Raw genomic sequence first — 20,536 nt, 5'->3', positions numbered from 1 at the left:
CTCCCGGTCTCGGGTCTCGGGTCCCGGTCTCGGGCCTCGGCTCCCGGTCTCGGACCCCGGTCCCGCACCTCCCGCCCGCGGTCCCGGTCCCCTGACCGTCCTGCGGGACCTGTACGGAGGTCTCGCCGGGTGGTGACGTTAGATTGAACCCGTGCTCTCTCGCCTCACGCGCCCCAAGGCCGTCGCCGTCTGCGCCCTCCCCGTCGTGGCTCTGCTCGCCACGGCGGCGTTCGCGCCGCTGCCGTTCTCCCTGGCGCAGCCCGGCCTCACGGCGAACGTCCTCGGCGAGAACAAGGGCGACCCGGTGATCACGATCAGCGGTGCGCCCACCCGGAACACCAGCGGTCAGTTGCGGATGACGACGATCGAGGCCACCGGCCCGGACGCGACCGTCTCCCTCGGCGATGTGCTCAGCGGCTGGTTCGCCACGAACAGGGCCGTGATGCCCCGTGACTCGGTCTACCCGGGCGGCGGCAGCGTCAAGGAGATCGAGCAGCACAACGCGAACGAGATGAAGCAGTCCCAGGACACCGCCACCGAGGCGGCCCTCGGTTACCTGCACGAGAAGGGTGACGTGAAGGTCACGCTCAAGCTCGCCGACGTCGGCGGACCGAGCGCCGGACTGCTCTTCTCGCTCGGCATCATCGACAAACTGGACGGCGACGGCAGCGGCGGCGACCTCACGGGCGGCCGTGCCATCGCGGGTACGGGGACGATCGACGCCGACGGCAAGGTCGGCGCGGTCGGCGGCGTCAGCCTCAAGACCCAGGCGGCCCGCCGCGACGGTGCGACCGTGTTCCTGGTTCCGAAGGCCGAGTGCTCGGACGCGAAGGCGGAGCTGCCGAAGGGCCTTCGGCTGATCCCGGTGACCACCCTTCAGGGCGCGGTGAACGCCCTGGTGGCCCTGGAGAAGGACAAGGGCTCGGTTCCGAGCTGCTAACAGGCGACGGCCGGCCTCGGTGCGGAGGCCAGCCGGAGGCCGACCTCCACGAGGGTCCAGCCGACCCGGGCGCGCAGTCGGCGGGGGCTCCTGGTCTCGGCCGTGAGCCGGTACGCGTCCGCCTCCGCACGCAGGTCGGCGGCGCGCACGTGCTGCAACTGGAGACTGGTGTCCGGATGCATCGGAATGACCTCTCTTCGGTGCGAACGAGTCGATGGGGTCGTGCGGGTCGTGCGGGTCGTGCGGGTCACGCGAGTCGAGCGGTTCACGCGGGTCGTGCGGGCCGAGCGAGTTGTCCGACTTGAGTGGGCCGACCGGGCCGGGCAGGCATCGCCCGGCCCTTGATCGAGCGGATCAGTCGGAGGCCTGCGGGAACACGTGCGTGTGGAAGCGCACCCGTTCCGCCTCGGGGTCGTCCTCGGGGCGTTCGACAGCGCAGTAGCTGTCGAGCAGGTCGTGCATCTTCTGGATGAGCTCCCGGGACTGGGCCGGCGTCAGGCGCATCGTGAAGTCGCTCATGTCGTGGGCGTGGGTCCACTTGTCGGACCATTCGTCACGGGTGCCCAGCCAGGTCGACAGCTCACGGGCGTGAGTGGTGGCGATCTCGTGCAGGAACAAGTCAGCCGCCCCGCGCACCGCCGGATCCGGGTCCTTGAGCAGTTCCTCGTCGAAGCCCAGGCCCTGATGGACCGCCCGCCACCAGCGCTCACGCCCCTTGCCCCGCTCCGGGGCGTCCTCGACGAAGCCGTGCGCCGCGAGCTGCCGCAGGTGGTAGCTGGTCGCCCCGCTGGACTCGCCCAGCCGCTCGGCGAGCATCGACGCGGTGGCCGGCCCCTTCTGCCGGAGGCTGCTCAGCAGTTCCATGCGCAGGGGATGGGCGAGACCGCGCAGGGAGCGGGCGTCGAGGCGGCGGTGCTGCGGGGGTTCCGGCGGCAGAGGTGGCTGCGGCGGGTGAGGGGGTTCCGGGGGAAGCGGGGGCTGCTCCGTCATGCGTACAAAGATAGCGCTGCAAAGAACCCCTTGCAACGACTTCTTTGCAACCACTTCTTTGGAGTGCGCCGCCGGTTCAGTCCTGCCTGACGAAGGGGCGACGAAGGGGTTCAGTGCTCGGTCGCCGCCTGTTCCACGAGCGGGATGATCCGCAGCGGAACCGGGTTCTCCATGACGATGGCCGTGGATGCCCGGACGATGCCGTCGAATCCGACGACCCGGTCGATCACCCGCTGGAGATCGGCGTTCGAGCGGGCCACGAGACGGCACAGCATGTCCCCGCCGCCGGTGGTCGTGTGCAGCTCCAGCACCTCGGGCACGGTCGCCAAGTGGGCGCGTACGTCCGCGCCTTGTCCCTGCCGGATCTGGAGCGTGGCGAACGCCGTGACCGGATAGCCGAGCGCCGCCGGGTCGACCTGCGGACCGAAGTCCCGGATGACCCCGTTCGACTGGAGCCGGTCCAGCCGGGCCTGCGCCGTTCCCCGCGCGACCCCGAGCCGCCGTGACATCTCCAGTACCCCGATGCGCGGCTCCTTCGCCAGCAGGACGAGCAGCCGCCCGTCCAGATGATCGATCGCCATGCGGACCTCCGAGATGGTCATCATGTACAGAAAGCCCGCCTGGTCGGGTCTCTCGCTGCACATATTGTTCATCCGACAGGCGAACTATTGCGCACCTTGCGGAACGGAGGGAGCCTGCGGCCATGACGCAGACCACACACCACGCTCCCGACACCGCCCGGCAGGCCGACCCCTTCCCGGTCAAGGGAATGGACGCGGTCGTCTTCGCCGTCGGCAATGCCAAGCAGGCCGCGCACTACTACTCCACGGCCTTCGGCATGCGGCTCGTCGCCTACTCCGGACCGGAGAACGGCACCCGCGAGACGGCGTCGTACGTCCTCGAGAACGGCTCGGCGCGCTTCGTGTTCACCTCGGTGATCAAGCCCGCCACCCCCTGGGGCCACTTCCTGGCCGAGCACGTGGCGGAGCACGGCGACGGCGTCGTCGACCTCGCCATCGAGGTCCCGGACGCGCGCGCCGCGTACGCCTACGCCGTCGAGCACGGCGCCCGCTCGATCGCCGAGCCCCACGAGATGAAGGACGAGAACGGCACCGTCGTCCTCGCCGCCATCGCCACGTACGGCCAGACCCGCCACACGCTCGTCGAGCGGACCGGCTACGACGGCCCCTACCTGCCCGGGTTCGTGGCCGCCGCGCCGATCGTCGAGCCGCCCTCCAAGCGCACCTTCCAGGCCATCGACCACTGCGTCGGCAACGTCGAGCTCGGCCGGATGAACGAGTGGGTCGCCTTCTACAACAAGGTCATGGGCTTCACGAACATGAAGGAGTTCGTGGGCGACGACATCGCGACCGAGTACAGCGCGCTGATGTCGAAGGTCGTCGCCGACGGCACGCTCAAGGTCAAGTTCCCGATCAACGAGCCCGCCATCGCCAAGAAGAAGTCCCAGATCGACGAGTACCTGGAGTTCTACGGCGGCGCGGGCGTCCAGCACATCGCGCTGAACACGAACGACATCGTCGCGACCGTACGCACCATGCGCGCGGCCGGCGTCCAGTTCCTCGACACCCCCGACTCCTACTACGACACCCTCGGCGAGTGGGCCGGTGACACCCGTGTCCCCGTCGACACCCTGCGCGAACTGAAGATCCTCGTCGACCGCGACGAGGACGGCTATCTGCTGCAGATCTTCACGAAGCCGGTCCAGGACCGTCCGACCGTCTTCTTCGAGATGATCGAGCGGCACGGCTCGATGGGCTTCGGCAAGGGCAACTTCAAGGCCCTCTTCGAGGCGATCGAGCGCGAGCAGGAGAAGCGCGGCAACCTCTGAACCCGTAGAACGGGCAATCCCTGAGGGCCAGTTGTACCTCGCGTGTCCGGTGGCCGCCACGGCGGCGTCCACCGGACACACGCCTTCCCGGGGCGCCCCGCGTGCTCCCGGGGTCGGCGGCCTGCCTGCCCTCAGAGGCCGGGGACCCGTGTGCCCCCGGGGCGGGCGACCGGCGTTCCTTCGGGGTCGGCGACTTACCTGCCCCCGGGGCCGGCGCCCCGCGTGCGTCCGGAGTCGGCGGCACGCGCCCGCGGGACACGCGTGCTCGCGCGTTCACCGTGCCGCGGAAGGCCCCGGGGCGGGAGCCGACGGCTGCTCCGGCGCGGTCGACGGGACCGCCGGGCCGGAAGAGCCGGCCCCGGGCGACGACTCCGCCGCCCCGGGAGCCCCGGCCGCCCCCACCGGTTCGTCGGACTGCCCAGATCCGGACTGCCCGGACCCGGACTGCCCGGACCCGGACTGCCCGGACCCGGACTGTCCGGACTCCTCCGAGCCGTCCGGCTCACCCGTCGACTGCGGTGGGCCCCCGGCCGGTGGTTCGCCCAGCGCCGACAGTGCCTGCTGAGCCTCGGGCACCAGCAGCGGCGAGAAGTACGGGTTGATCCGCAGCGCCTCGGCGAGATGCCTGCGGGCCGGACCGGACATCCCCAGATCCCGCTCGATCAGCCCCCGGTGGTACGCGTACAACGCACTGCGCACACCGCCCCCGTGCTCCGGGTCCGTGGCCCGCACCGCGAAGTCGAGCGCCTCACCGTCGGCCCCGGCGCGGTGCAGCGCCCAGCCCAGCGCGTCCGCCACCGCGATGCCGGGCTGCCGCTGCCACTCGGCGCGCAACCCCCGTACCGCCGCCTGCGGATCGCCGTGGTCCGCCTCGAAGAGCCCGAGGACCAGCGCGTCGTCCACCCCCGCGGCGCTCTCCTGCCGCACCAGATCCCGCAGCAGGTCGTACTGCACGCGGGCGGCCCCGCCGAGCCCCAGCTTCTCGTACAGCTCGCCCAGCTCCAGCGCGTAACGGGGCGCGGGCCGCTTGGCGAGCGCCGCCCGGTACGCGCGCAGCGCCTCCGCGTTGCGCCCCAGCGCCGCCAGCGCGCGCCCCTGCCCGGCCAGCGCGTCGTACGCGTCGGCGTCGATGTTCACCGCGGCCCGGTAGTGGTCGAGGGACTCCTGTCGGTCGCCGCGCTCCCACGCGAGATCACCGGCCTGCTGGAGGAACGCCGCCTGCTCCGAGGGGGTCGCCGCGCCCGCCGCCGCGTCCGAGACCGCCGCGGCGGCGTCCTCGCGCCGGCCGCGGTCCCGGTACACCCGCGCCGCGACGGCCTGTGCCGCCGGCCCGGAACTCAGGGCGAGCAGCCGGTCGAGGGCCTTGTCCACGGCCTTGTGGTCACCGAGCCCGGTGTACGCGTCGATGAGCGTCGGATACGTCGTCCACCGCTTCGGCGCCAGCCTCACCGCCGCCTCGCCCCACCGCTTCGCGGTCCGGAAGTCGCCCCGCGCTCCGGCGAGCGTGGCGAGCCCGTCCAGCGCCGCCAGGTTGTCCTTCGGGCGCACGCTCAGCGAGGTGAGCAGCGCTTTCTCGGCCCTCGGGTAGTACGCGGACGCCGCCGTCCGCCGCCCCTGCTCCGTGTACGCGGCGCCGAGCACCGCCCACGACACGTCGTCGCGCGGACGGGCCCGCACCCGGGCCTCGCGGTCGTCGATGAGGGCGGCGAGATCGGGCAGCGCCGCGGGCACCCCGGCTCCCACCGCGGTCACCGCCCGTGCCACCGGACCGGGGGCGGGCCGCGGCGCCCCGCCCCGGTCCGGCGAGGGCAGCAGCACCAGCACACCGCCGAGCACGACACCGCCGGCGAGCGCGCCGATCAGCGCCCGCCGGGCGCGCGGGGAGCGGCGTGGACCGGAGGGCTCCGGGGACTGCGCGCCGACGGGCTCCTCGGGCCGCGCGCCGGCGGGCACCGCGCGCCCGGATCCGGCGGGCACCGGCTGTCGCTCTTCGATCTCCATGCCGCTCACTGTGCGTCAATACGAAGACCGCGCCCCGGCACGCGAAGCCTCGCGCGGAGGGGGTTCACACCGATGGCCCCGGGTGCGACGCTGTGATCATGAGCCGTATCGAAGCCCCGCGCGACGAAGCGACCGGCAACCTTCTCGACCGTCTGCTGATCGGTCTGCCGGCCGAGGCCGTCCTCACCGACCCGGACGTCACGGCCTCCTACGCCAACGACATGGCGAGCTTCTGCGAGGCGGGCACACCCTCCGTGGTCGTCCTGCCGCGCACCGTCGAGCAGGTCCAGCACATCATGCGCGTCGCGACCGAACTGCGCGTCCCGGTCGTTCCGCAGGGCGCCCGCACCGGACTGTCCGGAGCGGCCAACGCCACCGACGGCTGCGTGGTGCTGTCCCTGGTCAGGATGGACCGCATCCTGGAGATCAACCCGGTCGACCGCATCGCCGTCGTCGAACCCGGTGTCGTCAACGCCGCGCTCTCCCGCGCCGTCGGCGAACACGGCCTGTACTACCCGCCGGACCCCTCCAGCTGGGAGACGTGCACCATCGGCGGCAACATCGGCACGGCCTCCGGCGGCCTGTGCTGTGTGAAGTACGGGGTGACAGCCGAGTACGTCCTCGGCCTGGACGTCGTCCTCGCCGACGGGCGGCTGATGTCCACCGGGCGCAGAACCGCCAAGGGCGTCGCCGGCTACGACCTCACCCGCCTGTTCGTGGGCTCCGAGGGCTCGCTCGGCATCGTCGTACGGGCGATCCTGGCACTGAAGCCGCAGCCGCCCCAACAGCTGGTCCTGGCCGCCGAGTTCGGGTCGGCGCGGGCCGCGTGCGACGCCGTCTGCCGGATCATGGAGGGCGGTCATGTGCCGTCCCTCCTCGAACTGATGGACCGTACGACCGTCAAGGCCGTCAACGACCTCGCGCACATGGGCCTCCCGGAGACCACCGAGGCGCTGCTGCTCGCCGCCTTCGACACCCACGACCCGGCGGCCGACCTCGCCCTGGTGGGCGCCCTCTGCGAGGCCGCGGGCGCGACCCAGGTGGTCCCGGCCGAGGACGCGGCCGAGTCCGAACTCCTGCTCCAGGCGCGGAGGTTGTCGCTCACCGCGCTCGAAGCGGTCAAGGGCACCACGATGATCGACGACGTGTGCGTGCCCCGCTCGCGGCTGGGCGACATGCTCGACGGCATCGAGCGCGTCGCCGAGAAGTACGCCCTGACCATCGGCGTCTGCGCCCACGCGGGCGACGGCAACACGCACCCCACCGTCTGCTTCGACGCCACCGACGCCGACGAGTCCCGGCGCGCCCGCGAGTCCTTCGACGAGATCATGGCCCTCGGCCTGGAACTCGGCGGCACGATCACCGGTGAGCACGGCGTGGGCGTGCTGAAGAAGGAATGGCTGGCCCGGGAGATCGGCCCGGTGGGCGTGGAGATGCAGCGGGCGATCAAGGCCGCCTTCGACCCGCTGGGCCTCCTGAACCCGGGCAAACTGTTCTGAGACCCAGGGCCGCCGACCGACTGCCGACGCGGCAGGGCAGCCCGCCGACCACTGCCGACGCGGCAGGGCCGCTCGCCGTGCGAGGCCCGGTCCGGCCGCCTGCCGTCCGACGTCCGGTCCGGTTGTTTGTCGTGCCAGGCCCGGGTCGGCCGCTCGCCGTGCGAGGCCCGGGTCGGCCGCTCGCCGTGCGAGGCCCGGGTCGGCCGCTCGCCGTCCGACGCCCGGGCCGGCCGCTCGCCGTCCGACGCCCGGGCCGGCCGCTCGCCGTGCGACGCCCGGGTCGGCCGCTCGCCGTGCGAGGCCCGGGTCGGCCGCTCGCCGTCCGAGGCCCGATCCGGTTGTTTGCCGTGCGAGGCCCCGCCCGGGTGTTCACCGTCCGCCGCCCCGGCAGGGCTACTCACCGTCCGTGGACTCGTCCGACGGCCAGGGGTCGCGCAGCCACAGGTCGTCGGGCGACGGGGTTCCCCCCTGGTCGAGCGAGGCCGAGAGCCTCGGGGACGGCGCGAGCAGCTCGGCCAGACCCGCGTCGATGCCGAGCGCCTCGGCCTCGGAGCCCGGGGGGACCGCCCTGAGGGTGCGCTCCAGCCAGGCCGAGATCTGCCCGGCGGGTGCCTCCAGCAGCGCGTCGCCGTCCGGCGAGCTCAGCGCCATCAGGACGACACCCCGGCCGCCGACCTTCGTCGGCCACACCCGCACATCGCCGTGCCCGCACGGCCGGAACACCCCTTCGACGAGCAGCTCACGGGCGAACGTCCAGTTGATGGGATGGTCGGAGCCGATGTGGAAGGTGATGCGGACGGCGTACGGGTCGTCGGAGCGGTAACTCAGGCGCGCGGGCACGGGGATGCTGCGCTCGGGCGACAGGACGAGATGAAGCTCCAGCTCGCGTTCCACCACGGTGTGCATGTCGATGCGCTTCCTTTCGTCGTACGGGCTCCTGTGGGAGGGCCCGTACGAGTGGAGAGCGCCTGGCGCCGTGAGCATTACGCGGGTTCGGGTGATTCTTTCGGGCCCGCTTCGGCTCTCGTACGGCTCTTCCCCGCCTCTTCCCCGCCTCTTCCACGGCTCTCCCGGGGCCCATCCACGGCTCCCCTTCGGCCCTTGTTCGGGCACGGCTCGGACAGCCTCGGACGTCCGCTCGCAAGACGGGGCGGAACCTTGCCCGAAAGGAGTGGGTACGGCGGGACCGGCCGTGACGCGTGCGCGGGTCTGGTAGATGTGGACCCCCAATATGACCCCCGAGCAGATACGGGACGACGGACATGAGCGCCCCAACCCCGGCCCCCGGTGACGACAGGCCCCGCGAAGGGTATTACCCGGACCCCTCCATCCCTGGATATGTCCGGTACTGGAACGGTGCCGCCTGGGTGCCGGGCACGAGCCGCCCGGCACCGTCGGGCGGCGAGGCGCTCGCCCCGCCGCCCGGTGTGCGCCCCGCGCGCGTGCCCGCTCCGGCACCGTCCCCCGAGTTCACGGACGCGCGCGGGCGGGGAGTCACCCCCGCCGCGGAGGAGACGGGTCCGCATTTCTTCGACGAGGACCCGCAGCCCCGCCCGGCCACCCGCGCCGAGTCCCAGCACGGCAGCCGGCCCGAACCCGCCGCCGCGTGGGGCGCCGACCGCTCCCAGCAGTCCGGCTTCGGCAGCGACCAGGACCGCCGGGTCTCCTGGGGCGCGCCGCAGGCATCCGACCCGCGCGACCCGCGTGCGGCGGGTTCCGCCGACGCGGTGATCCAGCCCGACGGGGCCGCGGCGCGGACGGACGGTACGACGACGATCCCGCCCGCCGACTCCGGCATCCCCCGGCCCCCGGCGACCGGAGGCTCCGTGGTCTTCCGCCGCCCCACGGGACCGGTTCCGCCCAAGGGGCCGGAGAGTGCGGAAGGCGCCGGCGGTACGGGCGGGGTGGACGGTACGGGCCGTACGGGTGACGCGAGTTCGCGAGGAGCCGACGGCCGGCGCGGGCCCGGGGCTGCCGCGGGTGCCGGACCGTCCGGAGCCGGACACTCCACCGTCACTCCCGGCACCCCGGACCTCGTGCCCGCCGAGGACGACAGGGCTTTTCGTGCGCCCTCCCCGCGTACGGAGCGGCAGAGCGGGGCGCGCGGCGGGAGCGCAGGGCCGGCGGCGGCCGCGTCCGCCGCACCTGCCGCGTCCGGCCCGTCCGGCGCGCCCACGGCGTCCGGGACGTCGTCCGGAGGCGGCTTCGGCACCGGGCAGGCAGCTCGGAACGCCGCCGCTGAGGCCGCGCAGAGCGCCGCCGCGCAGGCCGCCGCCAGGGCGTCCGCCGCGCAGGCCGCTCCCACCGTCCCCCAACAGCCCGGCGACGGAGCCCCCATGGCCTCCGGGGCCGGTGGCGGCCAGCCCTCCTGGGCCCAGCAGGTGCACCAGCTCGCGGGCGACCCGGCCGAGGAGGGGCAGCGGGTCCCGCAGTGGAAGCCGCCGGTCGAGGACGTGTTCCAGGCGGCGGCCCGCCGGCAGTCGGAGGGCCGTCCGGCCGGACTCGGCAGACGGCTGGCCGCGCGGCTGGTGGACACCGTCGTCCTCGCCGGAGTCACCGCGGCGGCCGCCGTGCCGCTGGGCACCAGGGCGGTCGACCACATCAACGAGAAGATCGACGCGGCCAGGCTGTCGGGCGAGAAGGTGACCGTCTGGCTCCTCGACGGCACGACCGTCTCCTGCCTCGGCGCCGTCCTCGCCGTACTGCTCCTGTTCGGCGTTCTCTACGAGGTCCTGCCCACCGCCAAGTGGGGCCGCACGCCGGGCAAGAAGCTGTTCGACGTCGAGGTGCGCGACATAGAGGGTCATGAACCGCCCACCTTCGGACGGGCCCTCGGCCGCTGGCTCGTCCTCAGCGTGCCGTGCCTGCTGCTCGTCGGGTTCGTCGGCGTCCTGTGGTGCCTGTTCGACAAGCCCTGGAGCCAGTGCTGGCACGACAAGGCGGCGCACACCTTCGTGGCGGGGCCCGCCCGGTAGTCCCGTCCACGGCCCGGCAATAGCGTCCCCCGGACGGCCCTTCGCCGGATGCGGAGCCGGGGGGTTCGCGGTCGACTCGGGCCATGAGCAGCGAACCGCCGCCCCCGGGCCCCGGCCGGCCACCGGACGACGACCCGTTCAGGAAGCAGCCACCGCCCGGCGAGGGCGCGGGGTCCCCGTACGACCCGCCGCCCCCGTCCGGGGGCGAGACCCCGCCCTACGGCAGTCAGCCGCCTCCGTTCGGAAGCGGGCCCCCTCCGAACGGAGGCGGCGGCCCCTACGGCGAAGGCGGCGGCGGAGACCCCTACGGCGGTGGCGGCCCGTACGGCGGCGACCCGCTCGCCGGGATGCCGCCGCTCGCGGACAGCGGGAAGCGGGTGCTGGCGAGGATCCTGGACATGATCCTGGTGGGCATCGTGGCGTGGCTGCTGTCCTGGGCGTTCGGGGTCACCGAGTACAACATGGACTCGAACAAGATCGAGTACAGCAAGTCGCTCGGGCAGTCCCTGGTGGTCGCCGTGTGCTTCGTCGCGTACGACACCGTGATGATCAGCAAGACGGGCCAGACCTTCGGCAAGCGGCTGTTCAACCACCGCGTCGCCAACCTCGACAACGGCTCGACGCCCTCCGTGCAGACCTCGCTGGTCCGCGCCCTGGTCCTGTGGATTCCGTTCGCGTTCTGCTGCGCCTGCATCTGGACGGCGATCGCGGGCGGCTGGAGTTTCTTCGACAAGCCCTACAAGCAGGGCCTGCACGACAAGGCGGCCAAGACGGTGGTGGTCGACGCCGGGTGACGGTGGCCGGGTCGTACGGCCCGGTGACGCGGGCCGGACAGCGCGGGCCGGACGATCTGTGCCGGGGCATTCTGGGCCGGGACCGCGTGAGCCGGGGCCGTGGCGGCGACGGCGCACGCACGAACGGCGGGTCCGTGGTTCACGGGCCCGCCGTTCGGGTTCGGTTCGGGTACGAGGTCGAAGCGTCCGGGGCGCAGGCCGTCCGCCGGTCCACCGGGGAACCGGGGCGCGCGGGCTCGCGTACGCCGCTTCAGGGCCCCGCGGGTTCGCGCACCGGCTCGGGCACGGAGGCGGCGGAGACGGACGCGGTCTCGCGTCGCACCGTCACCCGCTCGTGGATGACGGCCGCGGCGGCGGGCGGCGCGGGTTTCGGCTTCGGCAGCGGGACCGTCATGGCCACCAGCAGGCCGAGAGCGAGTGCCGAGAGGGCGATCAGCACGATCCCCAGGCTCGAACTCGTCTGTGACAGCAGCAGCATGGCGAGGGTGGAGAAGATCACGGTGCAGGAACCGTAGGCGAGCTGTGCGGCGGTCGGACGAGGCATGGCAATCGTGTCCTCGGATGGGGGTTCTCCCCCCGGGGCCTCTCGCGATGGGGGAGGGTGCGGATAGGAATCGGGGGTGGGACAACGGTGTCGACGTGGCTTCCCGCCGGTTTCCGACGCTTCGCCAAGCGACTCTATTCGCCTGCATGCCCGAGTGGAACGTCCGGTAAGCGTGACCTTACCCACGGTGCCGGTGCACAGGGGGCGCACGGAGTCATCGCGTCCATCAAGTGGACGTATGGGCGCGCCGGTTGGGGGGTTTCGGGGGCGTCCGGATAGCGAACGTAGGCTCCGCATAATGCACTTGCCAGGTTCAAGTCAAGATCTGTTTTTTCTTTGGTAACTCCGGTCAAATGTCGTCACTTGAAACGCGCAGACGCTCGCGGACCTCCATGACCCGGAACCCCCTCCGCGTGAACGTGCGCGGGGGAGGACATCAAGTGACCAACAGACCATGGACGTTCAGAGCGGCCGCGGTGGGCGTCGCCCTCGCGGCGGCCACCGCCACGTTCTCGACGTACGCCGTGGCGCAGGCCGATGCGGCCCACGCGTCACCGGTCGTGGAACGCCACGACCCCCAGCCGGTCCGGAACACGGTCGACCACGACCTCGACGGACCGCTGAGCAAGACTCAGAACGCCCAGCACCAAGAGGCGTTGAACCAGGTGATCTCCGGCGACGCCAAGGTGCAGAACCGCAACGGCTCGCAGGTTGTCCAGCTGAAGAGCAAGAAGGGCAGCTCCAAGTACGTGGAGCTCGGCCGCGAGAAGACCGACAAGATCTTCACGATCCTGGTCGAGTTCGGCGACAAGACGGACCCCAAGTTCGGCGGCACCGCCGGGCCCGCGCACAACCAGATAGCCGCGCCGGACCGTGCGAAGGACAACAGCACGGCCTGGCAGGCGGATTACAACCAGAAGCATTTCCAGGACCTCTACTTCGGCACCGGCAAGAACACCGAGTCGATGAAGAAGTTCTACGAGACGCAGTCCTCGGGCCGCTACTCGGTCGACGGCAAGGTCGCCGACTGGGTCAAGGTGCCCTACAACGAGGCCCGTTACGGCAACGACGCCTGCGGCTCCACCAACTGCACGAGCGTGTGGAACGTCGTCAGTGACGGCGTCACCGCCTGGGTCGCCCAGCAGAAGGCGGCCGGCAAGAGCGACGCGGCCATCAAGGCGGACCTGGCCCAGTTCGACCAGTGGGACCGCTACGACTACGACGGCGACGGCAACTTCAACGAGCCGGACGGCTACATCGACCACTTCCAGATCGTGCACGCCGGTGAGGACGAGTCCGCGGGCGGCGGCGTCCAGGGCACCGACGCGATCTGGGCCCACCGCTGGTACGCGTTCGGCACCGACGCGGGTGCCACGGGTCCGGCCGACAACAAGCTCGGCGGCGCCCAGATCGGCGACACCGGCATCTGGGTCGGCGACTACACCATCCAGCCGGAGAACGGCGGACTCGGCGTCTTCGCCCACGAGTACGGTCACGACCTCGGTCTGCCGGACCACTACGACACCGCCGGCGGCGACAACTCCACCGGCTTCTGGACCCTGATGTCCTCGGGTTCCTGGCTCGGCACCGGCAAGGACTCCATCGGCAACCTCCCCGGCGACTTCAACGCCTGGGACAAGCTCCAGCTCGGCTGGCTGAACTACGACACCGCCAAGGCCGGCAAGCAGTCCACGCACAAGCTGGGCGTCGCCGAGTACAACACCTGGAACAAGCAGGCGCTCGTCGTCAGTCTGCCGGACAAGGCGGTCACGACCACGGTCGTCAACCCGGCGCAGGGCTCGGCCCAGTGGTGGAGCGGCAGCGGCGACAACCTGAAGAACACGCTGACCCGTTCCGTCGACCTCACGGGCAAGTCGTCGGCGACGCTGACCCTCGACGGCTGGTACGACATCGAGGCCGGCTACGACTACCTCTACACCGAGGTCTCCACCGACGGCGGCGCCAACTGGACCGCTCTCGACGGCACGGTGAACGGCGCCGCCATCCCGCGCGACGGCAGCGACAAGCCCGCCCTCACCGGCACGGTCGACGCGTACAAGAAGCTGGCGTACCCGCTCGACGCCTACGCTGGCAAGAAGATCGACATCCGCTTCCGCTACCAGAGCGACGGCGGTGTGGCGCTGAAGGGCTTCGCGGCCGACGAGATCGGCGTCACCGCCGACGGCGGCGCGCTCTTCTCGGACAACGCCGAGACGGCCGACCCCGCTTGGACCGCGAGCGGCTTCTCCCGCATCGGCGCCTCGTTCACCAAGGACTACGCGCAGTACTACCTCGCGGAGAACCGCCAGTACGTCTCGTACGACAAGACCCTCAAGGTCGGCCCGTACAACTTCGGCTTCTCGACGACCCGTCCGGACTGGGTGGAGCACTACCCGTACCAGAACGGCCTGTTGATCTGGAAGTGGGACACCTCGCAGGCGGACAACAACACCAGCCAGCACCCGGGTGTCGGCCTCGCGCTTCCGGTCGACTCGCACCCGAAGGCCCTGTGGTGGGACAACGGCACGCTGATGCGCAACCGCATCCAGGCCTACGACTCCCCGTTCAGCCTGTACCGCACGGACGGCCTCACGCTGCACAGCGCGGACGTCGCCACGAGGATCCCGTCGTCGAAGGGTGTGTCCGTCTTCAACGACCACACCAGCGACTACTACGACAACCGGAACCCGACCGGCGGCGTCAAGATCACTGACACCAACACCAAGATCCAGATCGTCAAGGAGGCCAAGGACGGCTCCACGATCTCCCTCAAGGTCGGCCCCGCGGTGAAGTAGTCAGCATTTCCGCAGGTCAAAGACGTATCGGCGGCAACCCCCTGGCGGGTTGCCGCCGATCGTGTTTAGGTGCGTCCTGTGCCCGGCTTATTGACACCGACTCGCACGGGGGTGTGACCGCATGGCCGCAGGAGGTTTCTGCAGATTGCCGAACGGCAGCGTCGTAGTGGCGCTGAACCTGCCCAGTCCGGCAGGTTACGGCTTCGGCTGCCTGCGGTTCCTGGTCGTCGCCCAGAACCGGGCCCGCGCCCTGACCCGGCTGCGGAACCTGGGCCTGCGCGCCGTCTACCTCCGGGGCAACGCGGCCCCGCCCACCCCCGACGAGATCACCGCGGTCCTGCACCACCCCGACGGGCTCATATGGCGCACGGCTCCCGACGGCGTGGTCCCCGACGGCGGCGTCATCGCCAGCGGTGTCCCCGAGCTCCCCCAGGAGCTGTGGCACCCGATCAGAACCCTGCTCAGACGCCCGACACCGCAGCCGTGAGGCCGCGGGAGTGCCCGCGGGGGCGGCTGTGACCCGGTGTCGCGGTACCGCTACACCACGGGCTTGCCCGTGAGCTCGACTCCGGCGGCGCGCAGCTCCTCCAGCGCGCGCTCCGTCGTCTCCTCCGCCACCTTGGCCGTCAGGTCGAGCAGGACGGTCGTGCGGAAGCCCTGCCGCGCGGCGTCCAGGGCGGTCGCCCTGACACAGTGGTCGGTCGCGATACCGACCACGTCCACCTCACCGATTCCGCGGGCGCGCAGCCAGTCGCCCAGCGGCATCCCGTTCTCGTCGGCGCCCTCGAAGCCGCTGTAGGCCGCCGCGTAGGCGCCCTTGTCGAAGACGGCGTCGATCGCGCCGGAGGCGACGGCCGGGGCGAAGTTCGGATGGAAGCCCACCCCCTCGGTGCCGGCCACGCAGTGCGCGGGCCAGGAGTGCACGTAGTCGGGGTTGTCGGCGAAGTGCCCCCCGGGCGCGATGTGCAGGTCCCGGGTGGCGACGACATGCCGGTAGCCGGCGGGGGCCTGCCCGATCAGCTCCGTGACCGCGGCGGCCACATCGGCGCCCCCGGCCACCGCGAGACTGCCTCCCTCGCAGAAGTCGTTCTGCACGTCTACGACGATCAAGGCGCGGCGCATGGGCGGTGTCCTTCGGCTATGGGTGCGGCAGACAAGGGTGCGGGCCCGGCCGTTGAACTTCCGAGCCTAGAGACTTCGAGGGCTGTGCGGGAGGGGGGATTCGGCTTTCGCGGCCCGCGCGGGCACGCTGCCGTTGCATTCCCGCTCACCGGAGGTTCATGCGCGGCGTCACTCCCGCACCGGCCGTCCCGCCCGCCCCGCGCGCCTCAGACGTACTCGGTGGGGATCACCGGCTCGCCGCGCGACAGCTGGGTCGCCGAGAGCGGCAGCCGGGCGCGGGCGGCCGCGTGCCGGTCGCGTACGACATCGAGCGGCTCACGGGACAGGACCTGTCCGCCCTTGACGAGCTGGACCAGGAGCTGCTGGTCGGCCAGCTCGCCGGGCACGGGCCCGACGCCGATCACCTCGGCCTCGGCGGCCCCCTGCTCGTCCAGGCGCCGTGCGGCCCACTTGCGGCCGCCGATGGACGTCTTGCCGCCCGTGGACTTCTTCGCCACCGGCTCCAGAGGTGCCTTCGGGTCGGCCGACTCGGCACGGGCGACCAGTTTGTACACCATCGAACACGTCGGATGGCCGGATCCGGTCACGAGCTGGGTGCCGACGCCGTACGCGTCCACGGGCGCCGCCGCCAGCGAGGCGATGGCGTATTCGTCGAGGTCGGAGGTCACGACGATCTTCGTCCCGGTCGCGCCCAGCTCGTCCAACTGCTGGCGCACCCGGTGGGCTACGAGCAGCAGGTCACCGGAGTCGATGCGCACGGCGCCGAGTTCGGTGCCGGCGACCTCGACGGCCGTGCGGACCGCCTCGGTGACGTCATAGGTGTCCACGAGCAGCGTGGTGCCCCGGCCCAGTGAGTCCACCTGCGCCCGGAAGGCGTCCCGTTCGTGGTCGTGCAGCAGGGTGAAGGCGTGCGCCGAGGTGCCCACGGTCGGGATGCCGTAGCGGAAACCGGCGGCCAGGTCGGAGGTGGTGGTGAACCCGCCGATGTACGCGGCCCGCGAGGCGGCCACCGCGGCCAGCTCGTGGGTGCGCCGGGCGCCCATCTCGATCAGCGGCCGGTCGCCCGCGGCGGAGGCCATGCGGGAGGCGGCCGCGGCGATGGCGGAGTCGTGGTTGAGGATCGAGAGGATCACCGTCTCCAGGAGCACGCACTCCGCGAAGCTGCCCTCGACCCGCAGGAGAGGAGAGCCCGGGAAGTACACCTCGCCCTCCGGGTAGCCCCAGATGTCCCCGCCGAAGCGGTACGAGGAGAGCCACCGCAGGGTCGGCTCGTCCACGATCCCGCGCTCGCGCAGGAAGCCGAGGACGTCCGCGTCGAACCGGAAGTTCTCGACGGCGTCGAGGACGCGTCCGGTGCCCGCGACGACTCCGTAGCGCCGTCCTTCGGGCAGCCGCCGGGTGAAGACCTCGAAGACCGAGCGCCGCTCGGCGGTTCCGGCCGCGAGCGCGGCCTGCAGCATCGTCAGCTCGTACTGGTCAGTGAAGAGTGCCGTAGAGGGAACATCCACCGGCAGCCCAAGGTCCGCTGTGTTCATGGCAGGGATCGTACCCCCATTTCGTCAGTCTGACGATTTCCGGTGGTCCGGGATTCCCGGGGTGTCGGCCCCCGCTTCGGCCCCCGGTTCGGCCCCTGGTTCCCTCAGGTTCCGGTCCTCGTTCCGGCCCTCTTTTCGGGGGTGCGTTTGTGCGGGTGACCCCCTCTGGTGGCAGCATGGGCGTGTGACGGCTCCCGCACCTCTAGAGATCGAGAAGACCGAGTCGGCGGAGGAGGTCTTCGCCGTACCCGAGCCGGACGTCCCCTGGGTCACGATCGTCCACAACGACCCGGTCAACCTCATGAGCTATGTGACGTATGTCTTCCAGACGTACTTCGGCTACTCCAAGGACAAGGCCACCAAGCTGATGATGGACGTCCACCACAAGGGCCGGGCGGTCGTCTCCAGCGGCACGCGCGAGGAGATGGAGCGCGACGTGCAGGCCATGCACGGCTACGGTCTGTGGGCCACCCTTCAGCAGGACCGGAAGTAGCCGGCCCCCTGTCAACCGACCGCCTGCAGGACCGGAAGTAGCGAACTCACTCCATGCCAGGACACTTCGAACCGCTCCCCGGCGGCGGCGCGGCCGTCGCGCTCGACGAGGTCGAGATCTCCATCATCCGCTCCCTCGCCGTCCAGCTCCTGGAGCTCATCGGTCCCGGCCCCGCGGAGGACGCCTCCGCGGACCCGCTCGCCGAGTTGTTCGCGGAAGGCCCCAGCGAGCCGCCGAGCGACCCGGTGCTCAAGCGCCTGTTCCCCGACGCCTACAGCGGCCCCGGCGTCGAGGCCCGTTCGCCCGAGCAGGCGGAGGAACAGCAGGCCCACTCCGCCGAGTTCCGCCGCTTCACCGAGAACGACCTGCGTGCGGGCAAGCGCGAGAACGCCCTCACGGTGATCCGCTCGCTGGACGGGCTGACGCCCGGCGGCGACGGCGGAGCGGTCCTCAAACTGACCACCGAGCAGTCCGAGCAGTGGCTGCGCGCCCTGAACGACCTGCGCCTGGCCATCGGTTCGCGGCTCGACGTCGTCGACGAGGAGGACACCGACCTCCTCTACCGCCTCCCCGACGAGGACCCGCGCAAGCCGATGGTGATGGCGTACCTCTGGCTCGGCGGCCTCCAGGAGACGCTGGTCGAAACCCTTATGCCCTGAACTGTCATGACATGACACCTCTCGCGTTCGCTCAGCGGACGCTCAAATCCGGATAACGATCACGTCACCGCAGCCGCGCCCTATGGGGTGCGGTTCGACGTTTTGTCCGGTTCTTTCTGTGGTCTGCGCAACATCACCCTCAACCGATCGACGCCGCCGCCGTGATAGATCTTCACGACCGCCCGGCAGGACACCACCCATGTCCCGCCGGGTGCGCCACCGAGCCGGCGGACCGCCGGCCAGGCACAAGCTCCACCTGTCCGGGGGGATCGGAAGCCGATTCGAAGCCGAGGGACTGGCTCGGACCGGTATGGAGAAAGGCGCACCAGACATGACCTCATCGCAGGTCGGCAAGAAATACGACGGCAGTGAGGCCGTGGGCGGCGACGCCCCCGAAGAGGGGTACGAGCGCGGGCTCGGCAGCCGTCAGGTCCAGATGATCGCGATCGGCGGCGCCATCGGCGTCGGCCTCTTCCTGGGAGCCGGGGCGAACATCGCCAAGGCCGGGCCCAGCCTCATCGTGATGTACGCCCTCGCGGGCGTGATCATCTTCTTCATCATGCGGGCGCTCGGCGAGCTCCTGCTCTACCGCCCGGTCTCGGGCTCCTTCGCCGAGTACTCCCGCGAGTTCCTCGGCCCGTTCTTCGGCTACTTCACCGGCTGGACGTACTGGCTGATGTGGGTGGTCACCGGCATGGCCGAGCTCACGGCCGCCGCGATCTACGTCCACTACTGGTTCCCCGGGATCCACCAATGGGTGACGGCACTGGTGTTCCTCGTCGTCCTCTTCGTGGCCAACCTGATCTCGGTGAAGCTCTTCGGCGAGATCGAGTTCTGGTTCTCGATGGTCAAGGTCACCGCGCTGATCGGCATGATCGTCATCGGGATCGGTGTCCTCACCTTCGGCTTCAGCTCCGCCGGTGACACCGCCTCCGTCAGCAACCTCTGGCAGTTCGACGGCTTCTTCCCCAACGGCATCGGCTCGTCCCTGATGACCCTCCAGGGCGTCATGTTCGCCTACCTCGCCGTCGAGCTCGTCGGCGTCACGGCGGGCGAGTCCGAGGACCCCGAGAAGACGCTCCCGAAGGCCATCAACACCCTCCCGTGGCGCATCGCCCTCTTCTACGTCGGCGCCCTCACGGTCATCCTCTGCGTCGTGAAGTGGACGGAGTTCGCGCCAGGTGTGAGCCCGTTCGTCGAGGCCTTCGCCAAGATCGGCATCCCGGCCGGCGCGGGCATCGTCAACTTCGTGGTCCTCACCGCCGCCCTGTCCTCCTGCAACTCGGGCATGTACTCCACCGGCCGCATGCTGCGGAACCTCGCCGACAGCGGCGAGGCCCCGAGGGTCTTCAGCAGGCTGTCGTCCACCAAGACGCCCGCGCTCGGCATCACCGTCTCCGTGCTCTTCATGGGAATCGGCGTGGTCCTCAACTACGTCGTCCCCGAGAAGGCCTTCGGATACGTCACCTCGGTGGCCACCGCGGCCGGCATCTGGACCTGGCTGATGATCCTGGTCAGCCACATCCTGTACCGCCGCGCGGTCGACGCCGGCCGGCTGCCGGCCTCGTCCTTCCCCGCCCCGGGCGGCGCGAAGTGCAGCTGGGTCGCCGTCGTGTTCCTCCTCTTCGTCACCGGCCTGATCGCCTACGACTCCGAGTCCCGTATCTGTCTGTACGTGATGGCCGTCTGGGCCGCCGCCCTGGCCATCGGCTGGGCGGTCCTCAAGGCACGCAACCCCCAGGTCACCGAACGCCGCGAACCGGAACTCGAGACGATCGGCTGACCTCCCCCGGATGTCCGGCCGCCCCGGCCACCGCTCAGGACGTCCGGCATACGGGCCGTCCCGTACCACGCCTCGGTACGGGACGGCCCTTCTGTCTATCCTGACCAGCATGCTGAGAATCACCGACGCCCTGTTCGACCAGATCGTCGCGCACGCGCGCCAGGACCACCCCGACGAGGCGTGCGGCGTCGTCGCGGGACCCGCGGGCACCGACCGCCCCGAGCGCTTCATCCCGATGCTCAACGCGGCCCGCTCGCCCACGTTCTACGAGTTCGACTCCGGCGACCTCCTCAAGCTCTACCGCGAGATGGACGACCGCGACGAGGAGCCCGTCGTCATCTACCACTCGCACACCGCGACCGAGGCCTACCCCTCCCGCACCGACCTCGCGTACGCGAACGAGCCCGGCGCGCACTACGTCCTGGTCTCCACCGCGGACACCGACGACGCCGGCCCCTTCCAGTTCCGCTCGTACCGGATCGTGGAAGGCGAGGTCACGGAGGAGGAGGTCAAGGTCGTAGAGAGTTACTGATCTCACCCAACGGTCAAAAAGCGTC

19 protein-coding genes are annotated in these 20,536 nt (G+C 71.1%); 11 read left to right on the top strand and 8 right to left on the bottom strand.

What is annotated here, in order from left to right; genetic code table 11:
• Positions 1 to 151 precede the first annotated feature (151 nt).
• The gene (locus ACIQRL_RS06505) at positions 152 to 940 is read left to right on the top strand and encodes a PDZ domain-containing protein (RefSeq protein ID WP_401327734.1); all 789 of its coding nucleotides are present in this window, start codon (positions 152 to 154) and stop codon (positions 938 to 940) included.
• On the opposite strand, the gene ACIQRL_RS06500 is transcribed toward ACIQRL_RS06505, so the two are convergent.
• The 3 genes from ACIQRL_RS06500 to ACIQRL_RS06490 form a co-directional block, all read right to left on the bottom strand.
• Positions 937 to 1,122 carry a hypothetical protein gene (locus ACIQRL_RS06500; protein WP_401327731.1) on the bottom strand — a complete coding sequence of 62 codons (186 nt, stop codon included), beginning with the start codon at positions 1,120 to 1,122 and terminating at the stop codon, positions 937 to 939. The two genes, ACIQRL_RS06505 and ACIQRL_RS06500, sit on opposite strands and share 4 nt — an antisense overlap.
• 172 nt (positions 1,123 to 1,294) lie before the next feature.
• Positions 1,295 to 1,930, bottom strand: coding sequence for an ArsR/SmtB family transcription factor (locus ACIQRL_RS06495; protein WP_401327729.1), 636 nt, complete (start codon positions 1,928 to 1,930; stop codon positions 1,295 to 1,297).
• 110 nt (positions 1,931 to 2,040) lie between these two features.
• Positions 2,041 to 2,511: an Lrp/AsnC family transcriptional regulator gene (locus ACIQRL_RS06490; protein WP_401328149.1), complete on the bottom strand. Its 471-nt coding sequence runs from the start codon at positions 2,509 to 2,511 to the stop codon at positions 2,041 to 2,043.
• A 122-nt stretch (positions 2,512 to 2,633) separates the two neighbouring features.
• Between ACIQRL_RS06490 and hppD the strand changes: the two genes are divergently transcribed.
• A complete protein-coding gene (gene hppD, locus ACIQRL_RS06485; RefSeq protein ID WP_401327727.1) occupies positions 2,634 to 3,779 on the top strand; it encodes a 4-hydroxyphenylpyruvate dioxygenase in 1,146 nt (381 codons plus the stop codon).
• A gap of 273 nt (positions 3,780 to 4,052) precedes the next feature.
• Here the strand turns inward: hppD and ACIQRL_RS06480 are convergent, their stop codons facing one another.
• Positions 4,053 to 5,780 carry a tetratricopeptide repeat protein gene (locus ACIQRL_RS06480; protein WP_401327725.1) on the bottom strand — a complete coding sequence of 576 codons (1,728 nt, stop codon included), beginning with the start codon at positions 5,778 to 5,780 and terminating at the stop codon, positions 4,053 to 4,055.
• Positions 5,781 to 5,872: 92 nt separating this feature from the next.
• On the opposite strand from ACIQRL_RS06480, the gene ACIQRL_RS06475 reads away from it, so the two are divergent.
• Positions 5,873 to 7,279: an FAD-binding oxidoreductase gene (locus tag ACIQRL_RS06475; protein WP_401327722.1), complete on the top strand. Its 1,407-nt coding sequence runs from the start codon at positions 5,873 to 5,875 to the stop codon at positions 7,277 to 7,279.
• Positions 7,280 to 7,672: 393 nt separating this feature from the next.
• Here the strand turns inward: ACIQRL_RS06475 and ACIQRL_RS06470 are convergent, their stop codons facing one another.
• Positions 7,673 to 8,185, bottom strand: a complete 513-nt coding sequence (locus ACIQRL_RS06470; RefSeq protein ID WP_401327720.1) for an SsgA family sporulation/cell division regulator — start codon at positions 8,183 to 8,185, stop codon at positions 7,673 to 7,675.
• A gap of 356 nt (positions 8,186 to 8,541) precedes the next feature.
• On the opposite strand from ACIQRL_RS06470, the gene ACIQRL_RS06465 reads away from it, so the two are divergent.
• Together ACIQRL_RS06465 and ACIQRL_RS06460 are read left to right on the top strand one after the other, a co-directional pair.
• Entirely contained in the window at positions 8,542 to 10,254 is a 1,713-nt protein-coding gene (locus tag ACIQRL_RS06465) for an RDD family protein (RefSeq protein WP_401327717.1), read from the top strand.
• Positions 10,255 to 10,337: 83 nt separating this feature from the next.
• Positions 10,338 to 11,048, top strand: a complete 711-nt coding sequence (locus tag ACIQRL_RS06460) for an RDD family protein (protein WP_401327715.1) — start codon at positions 10,338 to 10,340, stop codon at positions 11,046 to 11,048.
• Positions 11,049 to 11,298: 250 nt separating this feature from the next.
• On the opposite strand, the gene ACIQRL_RS06455 is transcribed toward ACIQRL_RS06460, so the two are convergent.
• Positions 11,299 to 11,592 (bottom strand): hypothetical protein, encoded by a 294-nt coding sequence (locus ACIQRL_RS06455; protein ID WP_401327712.1) that lies wholly within the window; start codon positions 11,590 to 11,592, stop codon positions 11,299 to 11,301.
• A gap of 440 nt (positions 11,593 to 12,032) precedes the next feature.
• On the opposite strand from ACIQRL_RS06455, the gene ACIQRL_RS06450 reads away from it, so the two are divergent.
• Together ACIQRL_RS06450 and ACIQRL_RS06445 are read left to right on the top strand one after the other, a co-directional pair.
• A complete protein-coding gene (locus tag ACIQRL_RS06450; RefSeq protein WP_401327709.1) occupies positions 12,033 to 14,387 on the top strand; it encodes an immune inhibitor A domain-containing protein in 2,355 nt (784 codons plus the stop codon).
• A gap of 121 nt (positions 14,388 to 14,508) precedes the next feature.
• Entirely contained in the window at positions 14,509 to 14,874 is a 366-nt protein-coding gene (locus ACIQRL_RS06445) for a hypothetical protein (RefSeq protein WP_401327706.1), read from the top strand.
• A 50-nt stretch (positions 14,875 to 14,924) separates the two neighbouring features.
• Here ACIQRL_RS06445 and ACIQRL_RS06440 read toward each other — a convergent pair whose 3' ends face one another.
• Complete coding sequence (locus ACIQRL_RS06440) at positions 14,925 to 15,509, bottom strand: isochorismatase family protein (RefSeq protein ID WP_401327703.1); 585 nt, start codon at positions 15,507 to 15,509, stop codon at positions 14,925 to 14,927.
• Between the two features lie 206 nt (positions 15,510 to 15,715).
• The gene (locus tag ACIQRL_RS06435; protein WP_401327700.1) at positions 15,716 to 17,044 is read right to left on the bottom strand and encodes a nicotinate phosphoribosyltransferase; all 1,329 of its coding nucleotides are present in this window, start codon (positions 17,042 to 17,044) and stop codon (positions 15,716 to 15,718) included.
• A 184-nt stretch (positions 17,045 to 17,228) separates the two neighbouring features.
• Here ACIQRL_RS06435 and clpS point away from each other — a divergent pair, with 184 nt between their 5' ends.
• From clpS to ACIQRL_RS06415, 4 genes are all read left to right on the top strand, one after another.
• Positions 17,229 to 17,537, top strand: a complete 309-nt coding sequence (gene clpS, locus ACIQRL_RS06430) for an ATP-dependent Clp protease adapter ClpS (RefSeq protein ID WP_355848856.1) — start codon at positions 17,229 to 17,231, stop codon at positions 17,535 to 17,537.
• A gap of 53 nt (positions 17,538 to 17,590) precedes the next feature.
• Positions 17,591 to 18,196 carry a DUF2017 domain-containing protein gene (locus tag ACIQRL_RS06425; RefSeq protein WP_401327697.1) on the top strand — a complete coding sequence of 202 codons (606 nt, stop codon included), beginning with the start codon at positions 17,591 to 17,593 and terminating at the stop codon, positions 18,194 to 18,196.
• A gap of 331 nt (positions 18,197 to 18,527) precedes the next feature.
• Positions 18,528 to 19,979, top strand: a complete 1,452-nt coding sequence (locus ACIQRL_RS06420) for an amino acid permease (RefSeq protein ID WP_401327694.1) — start codon at positions 18,528 to 18,530, stop codon at positions 19,977 to 19,979.
• Positions 19,980 to 20,088: 109 nt separating this feature from the next.
• Entirely contained in the window at positions 20,089 to 20,511 is a 423-nt protein-coding gene (locus ACIQRL_RS06415; protein ID WP_355848865.1) for a M67 family metallopeptidase, read from the top strand.
• Positions 20,512 to 20,536: the final 25 nt, after the last annotated feature.

This window comes from Streptomyces sp. NPDC091209, from assembly GCF_044757755.1.
Classification (GTDB): Bacteria; Actinomycetota; Actinomycetes; order Streptomycetales; family Streptomycetaceae; genus Streptomyces.
Note: the sequence above shows the minus strand (reverse complement) of the source record. Positions and strands in the feature narration are given on the sequence as shown.